We start from the raw sequence: 21,491 nt of genomic DNA, 5'->3' as shown, positions 1-21,491 counted from the left end.
GCAATCTTATACATTGGAGTAATTGACTATGATGAAACGTTTTGCCTTGGCTGCCGCGATTGTTTTGGGGTTGAGCACGCCGTCATTTGCCGGTGACATTTCTGTTGAGAACGTCTGGGCACGTGCCTCAGCTGGTATGGCCCGTGCAGGTGCTGCATTCCTGACCATCAAAAATACCGGGGAAGCTGACAAACTGGTTTCTGCGAAAGCAAATATTTCCAAAAAAGTCGAACTACATACACATATCCACGATAACGGCGTGATGAAAATGCGTCAGGTTGAAAGCGTTGCCGTCAACAACGGCATGACAATGTTACAACCGGGCGGCGATCACATCATGTTCATGGGTCTGAACGAAGGTTTGAAGGAAGGTACATCCTTCCCGCTGACACTGGTCTTTGAAAAAGCCGGTGAAATCAACGTTGAGGTCATGGTCAAAGCCGCTGGTGCTATGGGTGCGTCGAACGGCAATATGAAACACAATATGAAGAAAATGCAGTAAGCACCTTTTTCATATGGTTTCAAAAAAAGGCACCTTCCACAAAAAGGTGCCTTTTTTACCTGTAGAAATACAATCTTAATTAGAATATAAATTTATAAAACAGTTTAAATTAAAATTCGCGCTTCTTCATTATGGCAGGCAGGCTTAAAAATGACGCCCCAATCTCAAACACCCGATCCGTCTTTAAAAGAAGAAAATGAACATCTGAAACAAGCCTTGCTTAAAATTGAAGAAGCGCAGTTTCGTATCTATACAGACCGCTTACAAGATGCCGTTCTCGCGAGATTTCAACGTCTCGCCTTACCCGTGACCTTGATCATTGTTGTGGCTGGTTTTCTCGGCTTCAACAGTATTATGTCACAAGTCGAAAAGTCACTCATCAGCCCACAAGTCAACGAAATCATCGGAACCGAAGTTGCCAAAGAAGTCACTCACCAGACACAGGAATATATCCGCGAACGTCTCCGCCAAGCAGAACTTGCCCTTGATATTAAGGATCAATCCGATGACATATCGAAAACCAATCCAGTCATACACGATATGTATTGGGTCATTGCCGGCACGTCTGCCGACCTAAGCGATATTATAGCAGAGCGGGAAAACATCTTGCGCATTCTCTCGATTAAAGGAGTGAATGCACAGAAAGAATACCCAAACCTGCTACTCATCCGCTGGAAACGGGACAATAACCCGGCAAAAACTCTCAGGTATTCCCTCGCCCTTGGCCCCTTTAAAGACAAAGCGAAAGCCAATGCTGCCCAACATAGTGCAATCAACAATGGATTTCGGGCAGAGGCAAAGCCGCACTATATTCAAGCCGCAACGCCCCTCAATTTTACCAATTAAAAAAAGGTGGTCACAGGGTCGCTACAAAATCAGCCAGTCCCGTGCGGCGAACCCGCTTTAAACGTTCAGCCTGTAAAATAGCCTGAACCTGTTGGGTGGCTTTATCCAGATCGTCATTCACCACCACATAATCGGCATCAACCCAATGGCTGGCTTCGCTTTCCGCTTCTGCCATGCGTTTGGCAATCGTATCCTCACTATCCTGGGCCCGTGCCCGCAAGCGATCTTCAAGTGATTGCTGACTTGGCGGCAGGATACAAATCCATACCAGATCATCCGGGGCATTGTTCTGGAGTTGTTCTGCCCCTTGCCAATCAATATCAAAGAAAACATCCTTCCCCGCACTTAAGGCTTGTTCAACCGGTTCTTTCGGCGTTCCGTAAAATCGACCAAAAACTTCCGCCCATTCCAGAAATTCCTGATTATTCACTTTTTCTTTAAAACGCCCCTCTTCCATAAAGAAATAATGTACGCCGTCTTCTTCACCGGGACGGGGGCTGCGGGTCGTAGCAGAAACGGAAACCGCAATGGACGGATCATCCTTCATAAGCGCTTGCGTGATCGTACTTTTCCCGCAACCACTTGGCGCTGTTAAAACCAACATCAGCCCGCGACGTGCTATAGATTGATCTATAGAATGGTTCATCTCTCGTTCCCTTTTTTCACATCACAAGACTATTCAATATTCTGTACCTGCTCACGGAACTGATCAATTGTGGCTTTGAAGTCCAATCCAATGCGTGTCAGGTCCACATCCTGTGCCTTGGAACAGAGTGTATTGGCTTCCCGGTTAAATTCCTGGCAGAGGAAATCAAGTTTGCGCCCGCAAGGGCTGCCTTTGGTCAGCAGATCACGTGCGCCTTCGATATGGGCACGCAAGCGATCCAGTTCCTCGCGCACATCGGCTTTGGTCATTAAGATTGCCGCTTCCTGCGCAATGCGTTCTTCATCCAGATCGGGCAAATCTTCCATCACATCTTTAAGCTGGCGCACCAAGCGTTTGCGTAAGACATCGGGTTGCGCGCCTGCGCATGCTTCGGCTTTGGTGCACAGCTGTTCAATTTCGTCAACATGACCGTGCAAGACACTCTCCATCCGCGCCCCTTCGCTTATACGATTTTCCAGAAGATCATCGAGTGCTTCTTCCAGACTAATCATCATTTTGCCAAAGGCAGCTTCACGGTCCGCTTCGCTTTCGCTGTCTTCAACCGTTTCAATGACCCCGCGCAATCCCATCAATCCATCAACCGAAGGCGCATTCACACCCGGAACCTTGGCTTCAACCGTTTTCATCACATCAATCAATTGGTTGAGCAAATCCTGATTCACCCGATAGCCCGTTTGATCCTGACTATGCGAAATGTTGAGACTGAGCGCCACACTACCGCGTTTAAAACGTTGAGAAATAGCCTTACGGGCCGGTAAATCCAATGCATCAAAGCCGGATGGAATGCGCAAACGCACGTCAAGCCCCTTGGAATTGACGCTTCGCACTTCCCAAGTCCAGTTGTAATTGCCAAATTGAGCGCTGGCGCGGGCGAAACCGGTCATGGAATTGATGGGCACGAACTTAGTCTCCTTCGATTCAATATTTGACAGACCTTATACCTTTCTTGATAAGCTATTGTCTATGAAACATATTCTGATTACAGGTGCTTCCAGCGGGATTGGCGCTGCTTTGGCCCTTGAATACGCACAAGCGGGCTGTCGTCTCTCCTTAAGTGGGCGAAACGAAGAACGATTAAACACAATTGCGCAATTGTGCGAAAACAAAGGCGCATGTGTGCACACCGCCCTTATTGATGTATGTGACCGTGCTGCCATGACTGATTGGCTGTTAAAAACCGACACAGCACACAAAATTGATTTAATCATTGCCAATGCCGGTATTTCCAACGGGTCCGGCAATGCCGACAGTTGGGAAGAAAGCACGCGCGATATTTTCGCTGTCAATCTTGCGGGAACCTTAAACACTATCTTACCACTTTTGCCGACAATGGTGGCACGTGGGAGCGGGCAAATCGCCGTAATGAGTTCCCTTGCCGGGTTTCGCGGTCTGGCCAGTTCACCAGCCTATAGTGCCAGCAAAGTCTGTGTCAAAGCCTATGGTGAAGCCTTGCGCCTGCGATATGGCAAAGATGGGTTAAAGGTCAATGTCATCTGCCCCGGCTTTGTGGAAAGTGGCATCACACGCCAAAACACCTTTAAAATGCCCCTGCTGATGAGTGGGGATAAAGCGGCTCGCCTGATCCGACGCGGCCTTGATAAAAACAAAGCCATTATAACATTCCCTTGGCCAATGGCCCTTGCGACTCGTCTGTTTGCCAGTCTGCCACTTTGGCTGGTTGAAGGCCTCAGCACGTTTATGCCGAAAAAGGAATAGCGATGCCTTTGGATGTTCAACATAAGGCCTGCCTTGAAAATCAGCTTGAAACAGAAAAGGAAAAGCTGTTTTGTGCAGCCTGTGGGCATCTCATTACGTTTGGCGACTGGCGAATTGTAATGAGAGGCGACCATGAACATACGGTTTTTAATCCCGCCGGGATCATTTTCACCATCGGCTGTTTTCAGGACGCACCGGGTTGTTTAACAACAGGCCATGAAAGCGCTGAATTCAGCTGGTTTCCCGATTACAAATGGCAACTTGCCCACTGTACGCAATGCCAACGCCATTTAGGTTGGTTGTTTCGCAACCCGTCGCAATTACCAGTGTATTTTTACGGTCTTATCCAAAACCGCTTACACAAAAAAAACACCGACTAATACCTTATGGTAATATGAATTCCTCTTATCTCTCCTATAATGATGCATAGGGGAAAAGGGGAACGCCATGAGTGATTATCATTTTGCAATCGGTGACACGCTGGTCAATTATGTGCATGAAATTTACGCAGCTTGTGAAAATCCACAGAAAAGCGAAAAATGCCTTTGTTTTGACGATCCTTACAATCTGCCATGCCAATGCAAACGCATGATCGCCGTTCGCGAACAAATCAAAGCCATCAACACGCACAGCTGATAGAGGATGCCCCTAAAATTTAGGGCTGAGATGATAAAGCATAAACAGTGTCGGTATCCACAGACCGATCCAGCCGATAATCATCCCCGTACGGGTATAAACGCCGTTGCGATAGAAACGATAAATCATAAACGTCAATATAATCGCAGCGCCGATCAGGACGAGCATATTTCCAAGGTGCGTTTCCATAACGACAATCTCCTTTATCTGCCCATCCTATAACAGTTCTGCACAGACAAATACCTTGACGTTTGGCAATCAGTCGCGACTTCTTTCAATTCTTCGCCATTGTGCAACATTACGATTATGTTCTGCCAAGGTTTTGGCAAACGCATGCCCGCCTGTACCATCCGCTACAAAATAAAGCGCATCGGTCTGATCTGGATTAAGCACGGCCTCGATAGAAGCTCGCCCCGGATTACAGATCGGTCCCGGTGGCAAACCGTAATTCGTATAGGTATTATAAGGCGTGGGCGTTTTCAAATCTTTGCGTGACAAAGGTCGTCCCAAAGGTTCTTGCCCCATTGTCATACCATAGACAACCGTTGGATCTGTTTGCAGGCGCATACGTTTTTTCAAACGATTGATGAATACACCGGCAACCAAAGCGCGTTCTGCACGAATCCCCGTTTCTTTTTCTACAATCGAGGCTAAAATCAAGGCTTCTTCCTTGGTTTTAAACGGCAAACCTTCTTGACGGTTTTCCCACAGTTCATCCAATGTTTTTATCATCGTCTCTTGCATATGAGACAGAACGGCAGCACGTGCCATTCCACGATGATAACTGTAAGTTTCCGGCAGTAAACTCCCTTCCGCCGGAATATGCGTCACTTGACCGTCCAGCCCGTCTTGTGCGTTTAACTGCGCGACAACCTCAACCGATGTCAAACCTTCAGCAACTGTGAACCGATGCAGGACCGTTTTGCCTTCTTCTAGAATACGCGTCACCTGTTTCGGCGTGACACGGGCCGGAAAAAGATATTCCCCTGCTTTCAGCTGTTTATCCAATTGGTTAAAACGCAAGACAATCCGAAAAACCAACGCATTGTTGATCACGCCTTCTTTTTCAAGAAGTTGCGCAATACTTGCAACTCCGCTGCCTTGGGGAACAATCACAACCTTTTCCTGCGTCAACACCCAGGACCGGGTAAAGTTTTTCGCCAACCAATAGGAAAAACCGCTGCCCGCAAAGACCACAACAACGATTAAACCAACAAGAAAAGCCGAAACCTTCTTGAAGGAAGATTTCGGCTCGTTCTTTTTACTTTTTGATTGAGGCTTTTCAGCGTCGCTCATCCAGCACCTTAGTCAATAGACTTGAAAACCAAAGAAGCATTTGTGCCACCAAACCCGAAGGAGTTGGACAAAGCCACATTAACTTCGCGTTCTTTCGCCTGCAACGGCACCAGATCCATATCACAACCTTCAGACGGGTTGCGCAGGTTCAAGGTCGGCGGAACAACGTTGTTCTGGATAGACAGCAACGAGAAAATCGCCTCGACCGCACCGGCAGCACCCAACAGGTGACCGATGGCAGATTTGGTCGATGACATGGACGGTTTTTTATAATGTTCGCCCAACAGACGTTTCACAGCGCCGTGTTCAATCTCATCACCCAACGGTGTGGAAGTCCCGTGTGCGTTGATATAATCAATGTCTTCCACATTAATGCCTGCGCGTTTAATGGACGCTTGCATCGCACGGAAACCACCATTGCCATCAGATGCCGGAGCTGTAATGTGATAAGCATCACCAGACATCCCGTAACCGATTACTTCGCCGTAAATTTTCGCACCACGTTTCTTGGCGTGTTCATATTCTTCCAACACGACAACACCGGCACCTTCACCCATAACGAAACCGTCGCGCCCTTCGTCCCACGGACGAGAACCTGCTGTCGGGTCATCATTATAAGATGTCGACAGGGCTTTGGCTTGGGCAAAACCCGCCATACCCAGACGGCAACATGCAGCTTCTGCACCACCGGCAACCATAACGTCGGCATCATCAAGAGCAATAATACGAGCCGCATCACCAATCGCGTGCGCACCCGTTGCACAGGCTGTCACAACCGCGTGGTTCGGGCCTTTGAAACCGTACTTAATAGAAACATGACCGGAAACCAGATTGATCAAGCTGGCCGGAATAAAGAAAGGTGATAAACGACGTACACTGTTGGTTTCAACCGTCACTGCACCTTTGGAAATTTCAGGAAGACCACCAATCCCGGAACCGATCATCACACCCGTGCGGAACAGTTCTTCTTCGTCATCCGTTTGAATGCCGGCATCTTCAACAGCTTCGGTTGCCGCAGCCAGACCAAAGACGATGAAATCGTCCATACGGCGGCGCTCTTTCTTGGATACGTAATCTTCAGAATTGAACAGACCTGCGCCTTCACCAAGGGGAACCTGTCCGGCAATTTTTGCAGGAATATCGGAAACATCGAATGATTCGATGGCATTAATGCCGGATTCGGCATTCAGAAGTTTTTCCCAAGTCGGTTTCACTCCGTTTGCCAACGGAGACACCATACCCAGGCCTGTAATGACAACACGTCTCATGTCTGATCAAAATCCTTTGAGGTCGTCAGAAAATGTTAGGCGTAGAAACAAGAATGAGCGCAGACCACAAAATAAGGGCCGACGCTCACATCTCATAACACTTGGCTTAAGGAATTAAGCGTTTGCTTCGATGAAGTCGATAGCATCCTTAACAGTCAAGATTTTTTCAGCAGCATCGTCCGGAATTTCACAGCCGAATTCTTCTTCAAAAGCCATAACCAGCTCAACAGTGTCGAGGCTGTCAGCGCCCAGATCGTCGATGAAGCTAGCGTTTTCAGTAACTTTTGCTTCTTCTACGCCGAGGTGTTCAACTACGATTTTCTTTACGCGCTCTGCGACATCGCTCATCTTAATAATTCCCTTAACGGTATTGATACAAAAGGTCCGCCCCTAAGCACAAACGGGACATTCCCCTCTCTTGTTTGATCTCGTTCCCAACTTACATAGCTAGGATTGAGGTTTGGTAGCACAATTTTTCACAAGGCGAAAGCCCTAATGTTAGGGCTTTGTGCCCTTTAAATCATCGCCATGCCGCCATTGATATGCAAGGTTTGACCTGTAACGTACTGCGCTTCATTCGATGCCAGATACACAACCCCTGCTGCAATCTCTTCCGGGTTGCCCATACGGCCTGCCGGAATTTTGGTCAACATACCGGATTTGACATCCTCAGACAGCTCGTCCGTCATCGCGGTTGCAATATAGCCCGGTGCGACACAGTTGACTGTAATTCCACGTGAACCGACTTCATAAGCCAGTGATTTGGAATAACCGATCATACCGGCCTTGGACGCGGCGTAGTTAGTTTGACCGGGGTTACCCGTCACACCAACAATCGACGTAATACCGATAATACGACCCCAGCGTTTTTTCATCATGGAGCGCAACACAGCCTTGGACAGTTTAAAGGCTGCCGTCAGGTTGACATTTAAAACCGCATCCCAATCATCATCTTTAATGCGCATGGCGAGATTATCACGGGTCAGGCCCGCGTTATTGACCAAAATGTCCAAAGACCCCATGGCTTCTTCCGCCTGCTTGGGCAGGGCTGCCAGTGCTTCGTCGTCAGACAAATTACACGGCAGAATATGAACACGATCATTGCCGATTTCAGCCGCCACTTTTTCCAAAGCTTCAACACGTGTCCCGGTTAAGCCAACGGTTGCGCCCTGTGCATGCAATGCTTTTGCAATCTCTGCACCGATCCCGCCGGATGCGCCTGTGACGAGTGCACATTTACCTGTTAAATCAAACATAATATCTATCTTACCCCTTTTAAGATTAAAGTGACCCAAGGAAACTTTCGATATCCGCCGGACCGTTGACGGCCACACCGGACAGGGAACGGTCAATACGTTTTGCCAAACCGGACAGAACTTTACCCGTCCCCAGTTCGACCAGTTGTTCCACGCCTTGTTCTTTCATATACAGAACACCTTCGCGCCAGCGAACGGAACCACAAACCTGCTCAACCAACAACTTGCGAATTTCTTCCGGGTCGATCACCTTTTCAGCCGCTACGTTGGCAACGACCGCAACGCTCGGCGCATGGATCGTAACATCGGCCAACGCTTCAGCCATCGCATCCGCCGCCGGTTGCATCAATGCACAATGGAACGGAGCAGAAACCGGCAACAAAACAGACCGTTTCGCGCCTTTTTCTTTTGCAATCACAATTGCGCGTTCAATCGCCGATTTCGCACCAGATAACACGACCTGACCGGGGGCATTATCGTTTGCTGCGGTACAGACTTCGCCTTGTGCGGCTTCGTCAGCCACAGCTTGTGCGTCTTCAAGGGACAGACCAAGACATGCCGCCATCGCCCCTTCCCCAACCGGAACAGCTGCCTGCATGGCGCGTCCGCGAACTTTCAACAAACGCGCCGTATCCGCCAAAGAAAAAGCGCCCATTGCTGCCAGCGCAGAATATTCACCCAAGGAATGCCCGGCGACCATATCGCAATGATCTGCAAGTTTGATATTGCCTTCTGTCTCCAACACACGGGCGACCGCGATTGAAACGGCCATCAAAGCCGGTTGTGCGTTTTCCGTCAGGACCAGTTCATCATCCGGGCCTTCAAACATGATCTTGGAGAGGTTCTGCGACAGCGCCTCGTCCACTTCCTGGAAAACTTCACGGGCAACAGCAAAAGCATCAGCCAGTTCCTTACCCATACCAACGGCCTGAGAGCCTTGGCCGGGGAAAACAAATGCGCGGGTCATCTTACGAACAATCCTCAGTCAATGTTAAACTTCAATTACAGCTGCAAACAAATATAGATTTGTTCCATTGTGATCAAGAAAAAGGGGATTTTTTCTGTCTTTTTCAGTAAAATTCACCACAGCTTTACCAAAGCAGTCTGGAAAATCATGTTTTATGACCTTTTAAAAGAAGGTAGCCGTAAAGAAGTCGCACGTGCAAATGAAGTCGCGGCACAAATTCTCGACACACCTCCACTTATTGACAGCTTACTGGATTGCCTTTGCACCGGGGATGAAACCGTACGCGCACATGCCGCGCATGCGCTTATGCAAGTGGGCAAACAACAGGCCGATATCCTGCATCCCGTCCATAGCCGTCTTTTAAAAGAAATTGCCCCGATACAGCAATGGGAAGTGCAGGAACAACTTATGAAAGTCCTGCCATTGATTGACACCTCCGATCAGGTGGTGCAACTGGCAAAACGAAATTTATCTCATAAAAGTGCCATTGTCAGAACCTGTGCCTTACAAGCCCTGTTTGACCTTGTCCAGCGCATTCCAAATCGGTTTAACGAGGTCATGCACATCCTGCAAGATTGTCAAAACGTGCACGCGCCAAAATCACTGCAAGCGCGTGCACGCAAACTTTCGGCAAAAATGAAAGATCTCAAACCTTAAAGTGCCTTGGCAAATTCCACGATATGACCGTTGCAATCTTCCACCATTGCAACCTCAAAATTCCAGGGTTTGACGTCCGGTGCAACAAGCGCTTTGGCACCATTTGCAAGAGCGTGAGCAAATGCGGCTTTTACATCATCCGGTTCCAGCGTGATTTGCGCCCCGATCAATCCAGTCGAGCCTCCGGCCTTGACATAAGAACGTTTTAAAATATCAGCCGCAAGATTATGTGCTGCAAACCCCAATGTCGTTGCACCAGTTTCCATCTCCGCATAATCACCGCTTTCATGGATAAAACGTCGCGTTAAGCCGAATGCCTTTTCATAAAATTCTACCGTTTCAACGATATTTTCGACATATAAAATTGTATAAGAAAGTTTCATGTTTCTACCTGTTCATTCTGTAACGATAGTCGCAGCTTAGAAACATCTGATTATCCTGTATTGTATAATTGGGACATCAGGTTCAACGGTGTTTTTCCCGTTAATTTTTTAATCTGTCGCGTCATATCGGCTTGATCAAAAAAACCGGCTTCCAGTGCAATCTGCGACAAGTCTGTTCGCTTTGAACCCTGTATTAATTTTTGAAATTTAAGCAAACGGTGCGTGTTGGTATATTGGCGTGGTGAAATCCCGTAAAACTGAATAAATTCCCGATAAAACCGTTTTCGCGACATTTCCATCATTTGCGCCAACCGGGACACACCGATCATTGCAACAGCGCGCATGGCCTGCACCCTGTGCCTTTGCACCTCGTCAAAACACAAGCGTTGCCGCAAGTAACCTTCCATCCAGTTGATAAAGATATCAAACGTATGTGGACTTGTTGCCAGTTGATCTTCCAACACCGCGTAGCTATCAGAGAAAGGGGCCTCAACCAGACAATCGCGCAGACTGGCGACATTCATTTTTAAGGCGATTGCCGCCATCGCCGGGTGAAAGCGCACACCAAGATAAATATCTTCATGGGCCAGCGAGACCGTTCGCGCGATACTCATTGTTCCACAAAGGGAAGAAAACAATTGCCCATCACAATAACGAAAGATGAGGTCCATAGCTGCATCGGGCAGGATCAAAGCTTCGCCCTGCCCCGATGCCGCATCGCCACCAGATACCCAGAAGCAATCCACATATTGTGCCAGTTGCGCACAGTTTGGTTTGCGTTCTTGATACATGACACCTCTATTTCATTGTCTAAACAACCTTTTTAGGAGCCAAATTATTGACCCCCAAAGCCAACAAGATGATGACCGCGCCGATCATTTGCAAGCCTGTCAACGTTTCCCCCAACACCCACCACGCCAAGATCATAGTCATAATCGGCTGAGAGAGCGAGAAAAACGAAACAAAGGTCGATGATAAGACACCCATTGACTGAATATAAAGGTTCATCCCCAAGACCTGCGATACAAACGCGATTGCGACCAATACAGCCCAACCTTCCCAACTTTGCGCAATCAGGATTTCCTGATTAAAAATTGCCAAAGGAGCCAACATCAAAATAGCCGTCGCGTTCGTCCAGTTCACAACCGTTTTTGAACTGCAATATCGGCGCATCCGCGTTCCACACAAAAGAAACCCGGCGTAACATACCGCAGACAACAAGGCTTCGATGCTACCTTCCCCCATCGCAACCACCCCATTAACCGGATCCAGACCGGACATGAAAAAGGCACCGGGGGCCGCACAGACAAGACACAACAGGGCATATTTACCAGGACGTTCTTTTAAAAACACCCATGCCCCCAAGATCACAAACAACGGTGCAAAATTATTCAGAAAAATCGCAACACCCACGCTGCCTTTGATATAGGCATGGTGTAACAAGGCAACTTCGCCGCCCAAGAAAAGACCACAAGCGATTCCATAAGGGGCAAGTGTGCGCCATGAAACTTGCGAAACACTGGCGCGTTGCGTTCCAGCGGGTGAATGAAAAAAGATCATCCCCCACCCCCACATCATAGGCATAGCAAAAAACAAACGATAAAATGCAGACGCCGTTGGCCCCACATCCGCAAAGCGCGTGATCACATTGCCGACACTGAAACAGGCAACGCCAAAGAATAAAGCAATCATCGCCAAAGCCTGCGGACTAAGTGTCGGCAAGGCTACGATTTGATTTCTACGCATCGTTTTAACCTTGAAACAAAAGGGGGTTGAATTTGACTGGACAATACCGCAAAAACCTAAAATAATAAAAACGAATTAATTTTATTAAACTCATAACAAAATCTTATTTTAAAATGTCCCTTGATCCAGAATGCCTGAAAGCCTTTGTCACCGTTGCCGATTGCGGCAGCTTCACCCGCGCGGCCCAAATCCTGAACCGGACACAGGCCGCTGTCAGTCAACAGATTAAAAAGCTGGAACTTTTATTGGATGCGCGCCTGTTTCAACGCCATAGTCGGGCGGTTTCCCTGTCCAGTCACGGGCATTTACTTTTAGGGTATGCCAAACGCTTACTTGCCTTACAAGACGAAGCCATCCACGCCTTTCGCGAAGCCGATACAAAATGTACAGTTCGGCTGGGCACACCGGATGATTACGCCAGCAGTTTTATGCCCACCATCATCAATGCCTTTGCTCATGCCCATCCCAATGCGGAAATCGAAGTCCGGTGTGATTTAAGTATCGACCTTTTGGACTCTCTCAATCGACATGAGATTGATCTGGCCCTAATCACCAAGCAAGCCAATAACACAACCGGTGAAGATGTCCGGGTCGAACCACTCGTCTGGGTGGGGGCCGCCGGGGGCATGGCTTATATGCGCGAGACTCTTCCGCTTGCACTTTTCAGTTCATCTGATAGCAAATGCATGTTTCGTTATGGCGGTCTCGCGATCCTCAAAGAGACCGGACGCGATTATCACATTGCCTATACCAGTCGCAATACATCCGTTGTACTGGCCGCCGTGCGTGCTGACACGGCGGTCGCTATTCTCGCCCGATCATCCGTTCCGCCGGATTTAACCATTCTTGACGATCAACACGGCCTGCCCCCTTTGCCCGAAATTCGAATTGCACTGCATCGCCGCACCGGGGAGCGTAATCGCGTTATCGACGATTTCGGCGACCATATTGTGAAAACCTTGTCACTTGATTAGGTGCAAACGATCCAACCGCAAACGATGACGCCCATCACTGAGCCGCCAAACGGATAAAAAGATGGCTGATGTGGTTCCAATCGCTGTGCCACCTGCAATCAAAAACATGACCAAAGCTTGATATTTTGCCGCTTCCACCGGGTCAACCCCGGCCATCAGTTGCCCGGTCATCATACCGGGGATAAACACCAGACCGGATGCCGACATGGAATTTACAATGCCGATCATCCCCGTTTGCAAAGCAGAACGGACAACCGTTTGCGTTGCCTGCCATTTGGTGTGGCCCAAGGCGAGACGGGCTTCAACCATATCGCGTTCCCGGTATAAAACATCCATGACATGAGATAAGCCCACCGCCATCCCGGTCATGGTATTTCCCAGAACCATCCCCAACAGCGGGATAACATAACGGGCCTGATACCAGGGTTCCGCCTTGATTTGTACCAATAAAGCAAACAGCGTGACAATCGCCGCCGCTATAAACAAACTGCCTGTTCCAACCCCATAGGTCCAAACCCCGCGCAAACGCCGTTTCTGTCTGGCAGTTACTTCATATCCGGCAAACCCGATCATCACAAGGGCAGCAATCAATGTCCAAAGTCCGGCTTGGGTGACGAATAAATAACGCAACACATAAGCCATAAGGGCAAGCTGCACCACCATACGCAGGGCCGCAACCAACAAGGATACGGCAACACCCGTGCGATACCATAAAGACACCGCGGCATGCATAAATAACAATAAACTGCCGATTGCCAGCTCTGTATAACCGATCGTAATCATGGTTTTGCCTCTTCAACGACAAAGCCATCTTCGATACGCCAGATTTTTTGGGCAAACCTGCTCACTTGGCGTTCATCATGGCTGACAAACAAAAGACCAATGCGCTTGGCGGTCAAATAGTCCAGCAACAAAGCTTCGACTTGACGTGCATGTTTATCATCTAAGGCCGAGGTTGGTTCATCCAGCAGCAGAATACCGACCTCATTCCCCTTATGAACTTCCAACGCCCGAAGCAGACAAAGCCGTTGCGCCTCCCCACTGGATAAACGACTGACCGGCCAGTTCACCGTCTCGGATGAAAGACCAACACGCCCCATCATATCCGCCAACCAGTCCAAGTCTTGAAAATGCGCTTTGACCTCATCATCCCACCAAGTGGCCTTTGGGCCAACATAAGTGACCTGTTGCCGCCATGTCGGGGCAGCTATGACATCACGATCTTGACCTTTTAATGAAAGTCTTCCTTCATTTTCCAATAAATCAGCCAGCCCTTTTAAAAAGACAGACTTCCCCGCCCCCGAGGGCGCACACAAGGCGATACATTCCCCAAAGGCAAGGCAAAGTCGGGATGCCTTAATATTTAAAACGTCAAGCTTTTCAATTTTCAGCAACAGGCGTTACCTTTATAATCATTGAAGAAACATTGCCCCTGCAGCGCACATATTGCGGGTCAGCCTGCGGGCACACGGTCTAGGAAATGATATATTTTCGTCAATAAATCAGCCAGATCAAATGGCTTTGTGACATATTCGTCAAATCCAGCATCTTGGCCTGCCTGCACGTCATTGGGCATAGCCGATGCACTGACCGCAATCACCGGAATATCTTTGGTTTGCGGGTTTGCACGCAGTTCCTTCAAGGCTTCAAACCCTGTCATCCCCGGCATACAAATATCCATTAATATCAAATCCGGGCACTGTTCAACTGCAATTTGAACGCCTTCCTCCCCACTCATGCAGACGAGGAACTCGCAGCCTTCCACCTCTTGAATCACGGCGGACATCAATTTGATATTTTCGCGATTGTCTTCAACATATAAGATTTTGCGATATAACGGCGTAACATCTGACGTCGCCACATCTTCCTCTCGCATATCTGGGAGACAGGCACTGCCTTCGTCATCAATTTTATCACACAACGGAACCTCTACCCAAAAGGTAGAACCTTCATCCTTGCGGCTTTCAAAACCGATACGTCCGTCGAGGCTTTCAATGATACGTTTAGCAATTGTTAAGCCAATCCCGGTTCCTTCAACCTGCCCGCCATCATGGCCCAAGCGTTCAAATGGTTGAAATAACCTATCTTGTAATTCCTCACTGATACCGACCCCCGTATCGGCAACAATGATTTTCAAGCAGTCCTCTTGAAGTTCCGTCGATATGCGGACTTCCCCTCCCGTTTTATTATATTTGATGCCGTTGGATAACAAATTCACCAAAACCTGACACAATCGCGTTTGGTCCGTTCTTAAATAAGGCAATGTTTCGGCTTGTGTCATATTGACAATCATCACCTTTTCGTCACGCGCGCGCGCCGACACAAAAGAAAGACTTTCCGCAAGCACCTCTTCAGCGCGCACGCAGTCCAGATCAATTTGCATCTCGCCAGCTTCAATTTTATTCAATTCCAGCAATTGATCAATTAACGCCAGAAGAAACTTGCCACCTGTGATAATCTGATCGACTGATTTCTTTTGTTTCTCCGCTAACGGAAACCGCCGCGATTGATTAAGCAACTGCGCAAAACCAAGAATCGCATTCAATGGCGTTCTCAGTTCATGGCTCATCGAAGACAAAAATTCAGATTTTGCAGCACTGGCCTGTTCAGCTGCTTCACGGGCTTCTTTCAAAGTCGCTGTGCGTTCTCGAACTCTTTGTTCCAGTTCGTTATTTGCCTCAATAACCTTGCGTTCGCTTTCTTCACGTTTTTCAATATTGGCCTTCAGCAAATCCAGCATGGTATTAAAGCGCCGTGCCAATATACTAAATTCATCATTTCCGCCAACAGGCAGTCGTTCATCAAGGTTTTCCGGTGAAATACGAGCCGTCAAATCACTTAAATCTTTTAGTGGCGATGTCATTCGCATGGCAATAATCACAGCAACGACACAAGCTAGAACAAAGGAGAAAGCAACAAAAAGAATTGTTATTTGTTCGGCTTGCAGCAATTCCTTTTCGAATGCATCACCTTCACGCTTGGACTCATTTAATGCGTCTTCGTGTAACTTAAACGCTTTGGCTTGAATCGTGCGAGATATCGGTTCCACATGTTCTTCAAAAAATTCATACAGTGTCGCCGGTGTTGCAACCTTGTCATTATACAGCACCATAAATTCATTGGTTGCTTTAATGAACTTGTCCGTAAGAAGCAATAAATGCGTCACTTCTGCCAATTCATCTTTTTCGAGATTTATTGCCTCTAAATCAGTATGATCATCGTGGCCAAGATTCTCCGATAGATCTTTTTCCACCACAGCGCGCCATTCGGCCCCAATTATCTGAAATTTTTCAAGATTCTGCTCAACTATTTGACTGGCCCGCGAAATTTCAACTTCTTTCGGATCAATCAATATTTCCAGCATCATTTCACGCAAATTGGATTTCACGCGTTGGACGGCGTAATTAAAGTTTGAAGAAAGCTCTACTTCCTTCACATTCACCTGAACCATTTTATCAATATGTTCACGGCTCGCCTGACTGGTCACCACCATTACTACAAATGGAAAACCCAAAATGCCGACCAAACATATAAAACTGATGATCAATTTGCTTCGAAGCTTCATATTTAACACTCGGTATTCTTATACGACGGCGTTCTTTATTCTTTTGATTAAGAGTATAACCATGTATATCCACAATTGAAAACAAAAGGAGGTACCAGCCTCAAAATTCTTACCTTCCTGCCCCGGCTGACCTGCGATTCATTTCCCTTGCATTCCCTACATTATTCTGTATATTCCCGCCTTTCAAACTGCCTCCTTGCCGGAATCTGTTGGTTCTGGCTATGCCTGCAAGAAATGCTCATGGGGAGTATTTTCAAGGGCTGAGACAATCCATAGGGAGTTATATCTATGGCGTTTTATGAAAGCGTGTTTATTGCACGTCAAGACGCTTCGGCTGCCCAAGTTGAGGGTTTGCAAGACTCTTTAGCGTCCGTTATCGAAGAAAACGGCGGTAAGGTCACGAAGCGCGAATATTGGGGCCTGCGCAACATTGCGTATCGCATGAAGAAAAACCGCAAAGGCCACTACGTTCTGTTCAACCTCGATGCTCCGTCTGCTGCTATTGACGAATTTGACCGTCAGCTGCGTCTCAATGAAGACGTGCTGCGTCACCTCGTTATTCGCGTTGAAGAACTCGAAGAAGAACCGTCTGTCATGATGCAAAAAGGTCGTGATGAGCGTCCGCGTCGCGGCAAAAAAGAGGGAGAATCCTAATGGCTGGTCGTCGTCCTTTCTTCCGTCGTCGGAAATCTTGCCCGTTCACAGGCGAAGGTGCACCGAAAATCGACTATAAAGATGTAAAGCTGCTTTCACGTTATACATCCGAACGCGGGAAAATCGTTCCGAGCCGTATCACGGCCGTTTCTGCAAAGAAACAACGTGAGCTGTCTCGCGCCATCAAACGTGCCCGTTTCTTGGGCCTGATGCCGTACGTCAGCAGCAACTAAGTTATTTAACTTGGTTTTTGCAAGGGCTCGTACCTTGCATAAAAGGAGCGCATGGAAATGCAACTCGGTGAAGATAAAAAACTCCCTTTCAATATGAAGGTCGTTTTCTTCGCTGTTGGCGGAGGCGCACTGAGCGCGATACTGGCTTTATCGCTGGTAACGGGTTCCGGTCTGGCTCTTATACTTGCATATCTGGCGCCTTTCCCACTGTTTTTGGTGGGATTGGGAAACGGAGGCAAACCTGCCGCCATTGCCGCCTTCGCGGGCATCGTATTTGCCATACTGCTGGGTGGTCCCTTATCGGGATCGGTTTTTGCAGTGATGAATACGCTTCCGTGTTGGCTTGCGATCAGGTTGGCTTTAACGTCCCGCACCCAAGATGGTCGTGAAGAATGGTTCCCGGTGGGCAACATTCTGGTGACTTTCGCGGGTTACGGCAGCGCGCTGTTTGTTATGGCTTTGATCTTTTTGATCACCCCGACAGACAGTATTGCACAAATGGTCAAAGACTTTTTGTCTACGCTCATTGGCACAGTCGCCCCTTCGCTTTCAGCGGAGCATAAAGAAGGTTTCGTCGATCAGATGAGCCTCTTCTTTCCGGCGATGGTCCTTGTTTCGTGGATGTTGATGACCACTATAAACGCCGTCCTGGCACAAGGTGTTTTGACCAAATCGGGCAAAGCGCTTCGTCCTTCCCCCAAATATGGGGAATTGACATTGCCGGACCTCGCATCCTGGGCGTTTGTGGCTTGTGCAACCGTTACTGTTGTGGCCAGCGGCGACATTGAATATGTCGCACGTAACCTGACAGTGGTAATGGCATTGCCGTTTCTGGCTTTGGGCCTGACTGTGGTTCACAAGCTGGTGCGCATGACCCGTTTTTCCGGTGCCTTATTGGCCGCCTTTTATTTGCTGTTGCTCTTATCCATATGGGTGGCGTTGCCAGTCATTGGATTGGGATTGATTGAACAATGGATCGGTTTGCGAAAAAGAATTCCTTCGCAGCCCCCATTTCAGGAGAATGACTAATGCAAGTTATCCTGCTTGAACGCGTAGAAAAATTGGGCCAGATGGGTGACCTCGTCACTGTTAAGCCCGGTTACGCTCGCAACTATCTGCTGCCGCAGAAAAAAGCGATGCGCGCTTCTGACGAAAACGTAAAATTCTTCGAAGCGCAAAAAGTACAATTGGAAGCCGCTAACCTGAAAGCCAAAGAAGAAGCAGAAGCTGTTGCTTCTAAACTTGACGGTCTTAAGGTTGCTGTTATCCGCCAAGCCGGCGATATGGGCCAGCTTTACGGTTCAGTGTCCACGCGTGACATTGCAACGGCCGTAAGCGCTGCTGGTTTCACCATCTCTCGTCAGCAAGTGACTCTTGATCGTGCACTGAAAACAATCGGCCTGCACGACGTTACTGTCAGACTTCACCCGGAAGTGGTTGTAACAGTTGTTGCAAACATCGCCCGTACAGAAGAAGAAGCAGCCATTCAGGCCGAAACAGGTTCTGTAAAAGTAGCTTCTGACGAAGACGAAGCGGAAGTCGAGGAAGTTGTCGAAGAAACTGCGGAAGACGCAGTAGAAGAGGCAGCGGCTGAAGAAGAAGTATCCGAGTAAGTTCGAATACTCTTTTCAAGGCTTTAAAAAAGTGCGTCCCTGATTTTATGGGGCGCGCTTTTTTTATTGGCCCGCCACACATCTAAAGGTTACATGCATTTATTTAGTGTAAAGAGAATTTATATAATAAATATTTGATATTATTTCACTTGCCTTCTTTCTTTTAATCTCTCCATAATAACCTAAAGTAATCAATAAAAGACAAAACTCAGGGAGGGATATTGCCAATGGCCTTGATCAGCCGTTCATTCACCTATTTATCACGTCGCCGTTTTATTCAGGGGATTGCAGGAACATCTGCTATCGCGCTGACAAGCGGTATTTCCGGCATTGCCCGCGCATCGGACATGATGCCTTTTTTAAAAGCATCCTCCCTTTTATGCGGGATCGAACTGGATCGTTCTTACATGCAATTGGGGGAGGATATATATCGTGCCCTCACGCAGGGAGCGACCCCACAAGACATCAAGAACTGGCACCGCCTTATTGACGTGCTTGCCAAACTACCCGCCAAAACAACAGAAAAACATCTTCATCAAAAACTGAAATCAATGGGGCCGCGTTATCTTGAAAAAGCGCGATTGCTCGCCCGTGTTTGGTACACCGGACGCATTGAACGCAAACCCGGGTCCTCGGCAGGCACATTCGAGGTCATCACCTATGACGAGGCCCTCGTCTGGCAAGCCTGTACCTTCACCAAACCACCTGTCACATGCGGTGGACATTTTGGATATTGGCAGCATCCCTATAGCGGGACGGGGAACATATAAATGAGCGATACAATGATCAAAGCGGATATCGAAGCCGATATCATCATCATCGGGGCCGGCCTGTTTGGCGGACTGATGACTTATGAACTGGCAAAAAAAGCAGACATACACAACAAAGACCTGAAGATTGCCATGATCGATTCAGGTCCGGTTGTCGACCGGGTTGAAGCCGTCCAACGCTTTAAAAAAAGCCCGATTAAAAGCGGGAACTCCCCTTATCCCAAAGAACCCTGGGCCCCCATTCCATCGGAAGAAGACCCAACCGATTATTATGTTCAGGATGGAAAAGGCGAAACCGATCCGCTGAAACGTGTTGCCTTTGGCGCACTTTATTTACGTAATGTCGGCGGAACATCCTGGCATTTCACCGGTCATGCCGAACGCATGTATCCACAGGATTTCAAACTGAAAACCGCCTATGGACGTGGTGAAGACTGGCCGATTTCCTATGAAACACTTGAACCCTATTACGCGCGTGTCGAACAGGCATGGGGAGTATCGGGCAATAACACGGTGGTGGCACCAAACCCGCATCCCTACCCCCTGCCCTATACGCCCTTAACCTATCTGGATCAGCAGGTCGATGTCGCCGCACAAAAGCTTGGGGATTCCGTCGGCCCCATGCCCCACTGTCGCAACGCCGTTCCCTATGACGGTCGCCCGCAATGTTGCGGCAATGCAAGCTGTCGCTTCGTCTGTCCCATCGGGGCAAAATACGATGGCAGTGTTCATGTGGAAAAAGCGCAAAACCTTGGGGCGAAACTCTATACCAATCACGTTGTGCGTCATATCGAAGTCGGCGCAGATCAACAGGTCGATCATATCCGCTTTCGAAATTATGAAGACCCGAACAACCCGGTGGACGGTATTGCCAAAGCCAAACTGTTTATCCTTGCGGCCCACGGCATTGAAAGCCCCCGCCTACTGTTAATGTCCAAAAATGAACATGCCCCGCATGGGGTCGCCAATTCCAGCGATCAGGTCGGGCGCAATTTAATGAGCATGGTCGGCATCAACGCGGGCGGTTATGCCCCGATGCCGGTTTACCCCTATCGCGGTCCCGTCAATGCAACAGGGGCTTTTTGGCAATTGCGCAACGGGGAATTTCGCAAAGATTTCGCCAGTATCGCCACCATCATCATCAATGGCGGGTTTGACCCGACCAACGGCCCCCTCAATGAGGCGGACCGCGCCATTAAAGAAGGCCGCTTCGGAACCGCTTTGCGCAATCAGGTCTTTAACGCGACGGCAACTCAGGTCTATTTCGACAATTCCGTCGAAGTTTTGCCCGACCCTGAAAACCGTATGACATTGGCATGGGATGAACGCGATGATACCGGGCTGCCACGTCCAAAAATCAGCTATAAAATCGACGAATATTCGGTCGAAGGCGTTTATATTTCATGGAAACGGGCATGGGATATGCTGTGGGCGTTGGGGGCCAAAACCGATATGTATGGTGATCCCCTGACCAAACCCACCCGCAAAGCCTTTGATGCTTATGTTGCCAAACACGGCATTGCCAGCGGTGCAGCCATGATCGCCGGAACCACACGGATGGGGAATGATCCAAAATCATCGGTAGTGGATCCCTATTGCCGCAGCCACGATCACAACAACCTGTTTATCGTCGGGACCGGCACGTACGTCACCAGCGGATCTGTTTCCCCCAGCCTGACGGCTGCGGCCATCAGTGTACGCAGTGCCGATCACATTTTCGAAACATTCCAGCAAGCATAAGG

Annotated in this window: 27 protein-coding genes; 13 read left to right on the top strand and 14 right to left on the bottom strand. The window is 48.5% G+C overall.

All coding sequences use genetic code 11. The features are described 5' to 3' along the window. Positions 1 to 28 precede the first annotated feature (28 nt). On the top strand, positions 29 to 502 hold the full coding sequence (locus ACN0VA_RS14260) for a copper chaperone PCu(A)C (RefSeq protein WP_188662083.1): 474 nt from the start codon (positions 29 to 31) through the stop codon (positions 500 to 502). 150 nt (positions 503 to 652) lie between these two features. Next, positions 653 to 1,348, top strand: coding sequence for a hypothetical protein (locus ACN0VA_RS14255; RefSeq protein WP_417821800.1), 696 nt, complete (start codon positions 653 to 655; stop codon positions 1,346 to 1,348). A gap of 10 nt (positions 1,349 to 1,358) precedes the next feature. Here ACN0VA_RS14255 and gmk read toward each other — a convergent pair whose 3' ends face one another. Both gmk and ACN0VA_RS14245 read right to left on the bottom strand, forming a co-directional pair. Next, the gene (gene gmk, locus ACN0VA_RS14250) at positions 1,359 to 1,994 is read right to left on the bottom strand and encodes a guanylate kinase (RefSeq protein ID WP_417821799.1); all 636 of its coding nucleotides are present in this window, start codon (positions 1,992 to 1,994) and stop codon (positions 1,359 to 1,361) included. A gap of 29 nt (positions 1,995 to 2,023) precedes the next feature. Then, positions 2,024 to 2,914 carry a YicC/YloC family endoribonuclease gene (locus ACN0VA_RS14245; protein WP_417821798.1) on the bottom strand — a complete coding sequence of 297 codons (891 nt, stop codon included), beginning with the start codon at positions 2,912 to 2,914 and terminating at the stop codon, positions 2,024 to 2,026. Between the two features lie 64 nt (positions 2,915 to 2,978). Here ACN0VA_RS14245 and ACN0VA_RS14240 point away from each other — a divergent pair, with 64 nt between their 5' ends. The 3 genes from ACN0VA_RS14240 to ACN0VA_RS14230 all read left to right on the top strand — a co-directional run bounded on the left by ACN0VA_RS14240 (position 2,979) and on the right by ACN0VA_RS14230 (position 4,367). Beyond that, a complete protein-coding gene (locus ACN0VA_RS14240) occupies positions 2,979 to 3,731 on the top strand; it encodes an SDR family NAD(P)-dependent oxidoreductase (RefSeq protein ID WP_417821797.1) in 753 nt (250 codons plus the stop codon). Between the two features lie 2 nt (positions 3,732 to 3,733). Next, positions 3,734 to 4,111, top strand: coding sequence for a cereblon family protein (locus ACN0VA_RS14235; RefSeq protein ID WP_417821796.1), 378 nt, complete (start codon positions 3,734 to 3,736; stop codon positions 4,109 to 4,111). 67 nt (positions 4,112 to 4,178) lie between these two features. After that, on the top strand, positions 4,179 to 4,367 hold the full coding sequence (locus ACN0VA_RS14230; protein ID WP_417821795.1) for a hypothetical protein: 189 nt from the start codon (positions 4,179 to 4,181) through the stop codon (positions 4,365 to 4,367). Between the two features lie 12 nt (positions 4,368 to 4,379). Here the strand turns inward: ACN0VA_RS14230 and ACN0VA_RS14225 are convergent, their stop codons facing one another. The 6 genes from ACN0VA_RS14225 to fabD all read right to left on the bottom strand — a co-directional run bounded on the left by ACN0VA_RS14225 (position 4,380) and on the right by fabD (position 9,154). Further along, positions 4,380 to 4,556, bottom strand: a complete 177-nt coding sequence (locus ACN0VA_RS14225; RefSeq protein ID WP_188662120.1) for a hypothetical protein — start codon at positions 4,554 to 4,556, stop codon at positions 4,380 to 4,382. Between the two features lie 69 nt (positions 4,557 to 4,625). Continuing rightward, a complete protein-coding gene (gene mltG, locus ACN0VA_RS14220) occupies positions 4,626 to 5,663 on the bottom strand; it encodes an endolytic transglycosylase MltG (RefSeq protein ID WP_417821794.1) in 1,038 nt (345 codons plus the stop codon). A gap of 8 nt (positions 5,664 to 5,671) precedes the next feature. Further along, a complete protein-coding gene (fabF, locus tag ACN0VA_RS14215; RefSeq protein ID WP_417821793.1) occupies positions 5,672 to 6,931 on the bottom strand; it encodes a beta-ketoacyl-ACP synthase II in 1,260 nt (419 codons plus the stop codon). Positions 6,932 to 7,045: 114 nt separating this feature from the next. Beyond that, entirely contained in the window at positions 7,046 to 7,279 is a 234-nt protein-coding gene (locus tag ACN0VA_RS14210; RefSeq protein WP_188662133.1) for an acyl carrier protein, read from the bottom strand. Between the two features lie 167 nt (positions 7,280 to 7,446). Next, positions 7,447 to 8,187 carry a 3-oxoacyl-[acyl-carrier-protein] reductase gene (fabG, locus tag ACN0VA_RS14205; protein ID WP_417821792.1) on the bottom strand — a complete coding sequence of 247 codons (741 nt, stop codon included), beginning with the start codon at positions 8,185 to 8,187 and terminating at the stop codon, positions 7,447 to 7,449. A 25-nt stretch (positions 8,188 to 8,212) separates the two neighbouring features. Next, on the bottom strand, positions 8,213 to 9,154 hold the full coding sequence (gene fabD, locus ACN0VA_RS14200) for an ACP S-malonyltransferase (RefSeq protein ID WP_417821791.1): 942 nt from the start codon (positions 9,152 to 9,154) through the stop codon (positions 8,213 to 8,215). Positions 9,155 to 9,223: 69 nt separating this feature from the next. On the opposite strand from fabD, the gene ACN0VA_RS14195 reads away from it, so the two are divergent. After that, the gene (locus ACN0VA_RS14195; protein ID WP_417821790.1) at positions 9,224 to 9,811 is read left to right on the top strand and encodes a hypothetical protein; all 588 of its coding nucleotides are present in this window, start codon (positions 9,224 to 9,226) and stop codon (positions 9,809 to 9,811) included. Here ACN0VA_RS14195 and ACN0VA_RS14190 read toward each other — a convergent pair. Genes ACN0VA_RS14190 through ACN0VA_RS14180 form a run of 3 tightly spaced genes read right to left on the bottom strand, consistent with a single transcriptional unit; the run spans position 9,808 to position 11,940 of the window. After that, a complete protein-coding gene (locus ACN0VA_RS14190) occupies positions 9,808 to 10,194 on the bottom strand; it encodes a VOC family protein (RefSeq protein WP_417821789.1) in 387 nt (128 codons plus the stop codon). The genes ACN0VA_RS14195 and ACN0VA_RS14190 overlap by 4 nt on opposite strands. Positions 10,195 to 10,244: 50 nt before the next feature. Further along, on the bottom strand, positions 10,245 to 10,985 hold the full coding sequence (locus tag ACN0VA_RS14185) for a helix-turn-helix domain-containing protein (RefSeq protein ID WP_417821788.1): 741 nt from the start codon (positions 10,983 to 10,985) through the stop codon (positions 10,245 to 10,247). 19 nt (positions 10,986 to 11,004) lie between these two features. Continuing rightward, the gene (locus tag ACN0VA_RS14180; protein ID WP_417821787.1) at positions 11,005 to 11,940 is read right to left on the bottom strand and encodes a DMT family transporter; all 936 of its coding nucleotides are present in this window, start codon (positions 11,938 to 11,940) and stop codon (positions 11,005 to 11,007) included. Positions 11,941 to 12,053: 113 nt separating this feature from the next. Between ACN0VA_RS14180 and ACN0VA_RS14175 the strand changes: the two genes are divergently transcribed. Next, complete coding sequence (locus tag ACN0VA_RS14175) at positions 12,054 to 12,914, top strand: LysR substrate-binding domain-containing protein (RefSeq protein WP_417821786.1); 861 nt, start codon at positions 12,054 to 12,056, stop codon at positions 12,912 to 12,914. Here ACN0VA_RS14175 and ACN0VA_RS14170 read toward each other — a convergent pair. From ACN0VA_RS14170 to ACN0VA_RS14160, 3 genes are read right to left on the bottom strand one after another with little or no spacing between them, the layout of a single operon-like run. Then, on the bottom strand, positions 12,903 to 13,697 hold the full coding sequence (locus ACN0VA_RS14170) for an ABC transporter permease (protein WP_188662143.1): 795 nt from the start codon (positions 13,695 to 13,697) through the stop codon (positions 12,903 to 12,905). The genes ACN0VA_RS14175 and ACN0VA_RS14170 overlap by 12 nt on opposite strands. Further along, positions 13,694 to 14,308 carry an ABC transporter ATP-binding protein gene (locus ACN0VA_RS14165; protein WP_417821785.1) on the bottom strand — a complete coding sequence of 205 codons (615 nt, stop codon included), beginning with the start codon at positions 14,306 to 14,308 and terminating at the stop codon, positions 13,694 to 13,696. The genes ACN0VA_RS14170 and ACN0VA_RS14165 overlap by 4 nt, the downstream gene beginning before the upstream one ends. A 59-nt stretch (positions 14,309 to 14,367) precedes the next feature. Further along, a complete protein-coding gene (locus ACN0VA_RS14160; protein ID WP_417821784.1) occupies positions 14,368 to 16,479 on the bottom strand; it encodes an ATP-binding protein in 2,112 nt (703 codons plus the stop codon). A gap of 288 nt (positions 16,480 to 16,767) precedes the next feature. Between ACN0VA_RS14160 and rpsF the strand changes: the two genes are divergently transcribed. The 6 genes from rpsF to ACN0VA_RS14130 all read left to right on the top strand — a co-directional run bounded on the left by rpsF (position 16,768) and on the right by ACN0VA_RS14130 (position 21,489). Then, positions 16,768 to 17,133: a 30S ribosomal protein S6 gene (rpsF, locus tag ACN0VA_RS14155; RefSeq protein WP_417821783.1), complete on the top strand. Its 366-nt coding sequence runs from the start codon at positions 16,768 to 16,770 to the stop codon at positions 17,131 to 17,133. After that, entirely contained in the window at positions 17,127 to 17,366 is a 240-nt protein-coding gene (gene rpsR, locus ACN0VA_RS14150; RefSeq protein WP_229734246.1) for a 30S ribosomal protein S18, read from the top strand. Before rpsF ends, rpsR begins: the two co-directional genes overlap by 7 nt. Before the next feature lie 51 nt (positions 17,367 to 17,417). Continuing rightward, positions 17,418 to 18,395 (top strand): DUF2232 domain-containing protein, encoded by a 978-nt coding sequence (locus ACN0VA_RS14145; protein WP_417821782.1) that lies wholly within the window; start codon positions 17,418 to 17,420, stop codon positions 18,393 to 18,395. Further along, the gene (gene rplI, locus ACN0VA_RS14140) at positions 18,395 to 18,979 is read left to right on the top strand and encodes a 50S ribosomal protein L9 (protein ID WP_417821781.1); all 585 of its coding nucleotides are present in this window, start codon (positions 18,395 to 18,397) and stop codon (positions 18,977 to 18,979) included. Before ACN0VA_RS14145 ends, rplI begins: the two co-directional genes overlap by 1 nt. 227 nt (positions 18,980 to 19,206) lie before the next feature. Beyond that, the gene (locus tag ACN0VA_RS14135; protein WP_417821780.1) at positions 19,207 to 19,749 is read left to right on the top strand and encodes a sugar dehydrogenase complex small subunit; all 543 of its coding nucleotides are present in this window, start codon (positions 19,207 to 19,209) and stop codon (positions 19,747 to 19,749) included. Further along, a complete protein-coding gene (locus ACN0VA_RS14130) occupies positions 19,750 to 21,489 on the top strand; it encodes a GMC oxidoreductase (RefSeq protein ID WP_417821779.1) in 1,740 nt (579 codons plus the stop codon). Positions 21,490 to 21,491 lie beyond the last annotated feature (2 nt).

The organism is Terasakiella sp. (assembly GCF_048267425.1).
Classification (GTDB): Bacteria; Pseudomonadota; Alphaproteobacteria; order Rhodospirillales; family Terasakiellaceae; genus Terasakiella.
This window is presented reverse-complemented; position numbering and strand designations above follow the sequence as displayed.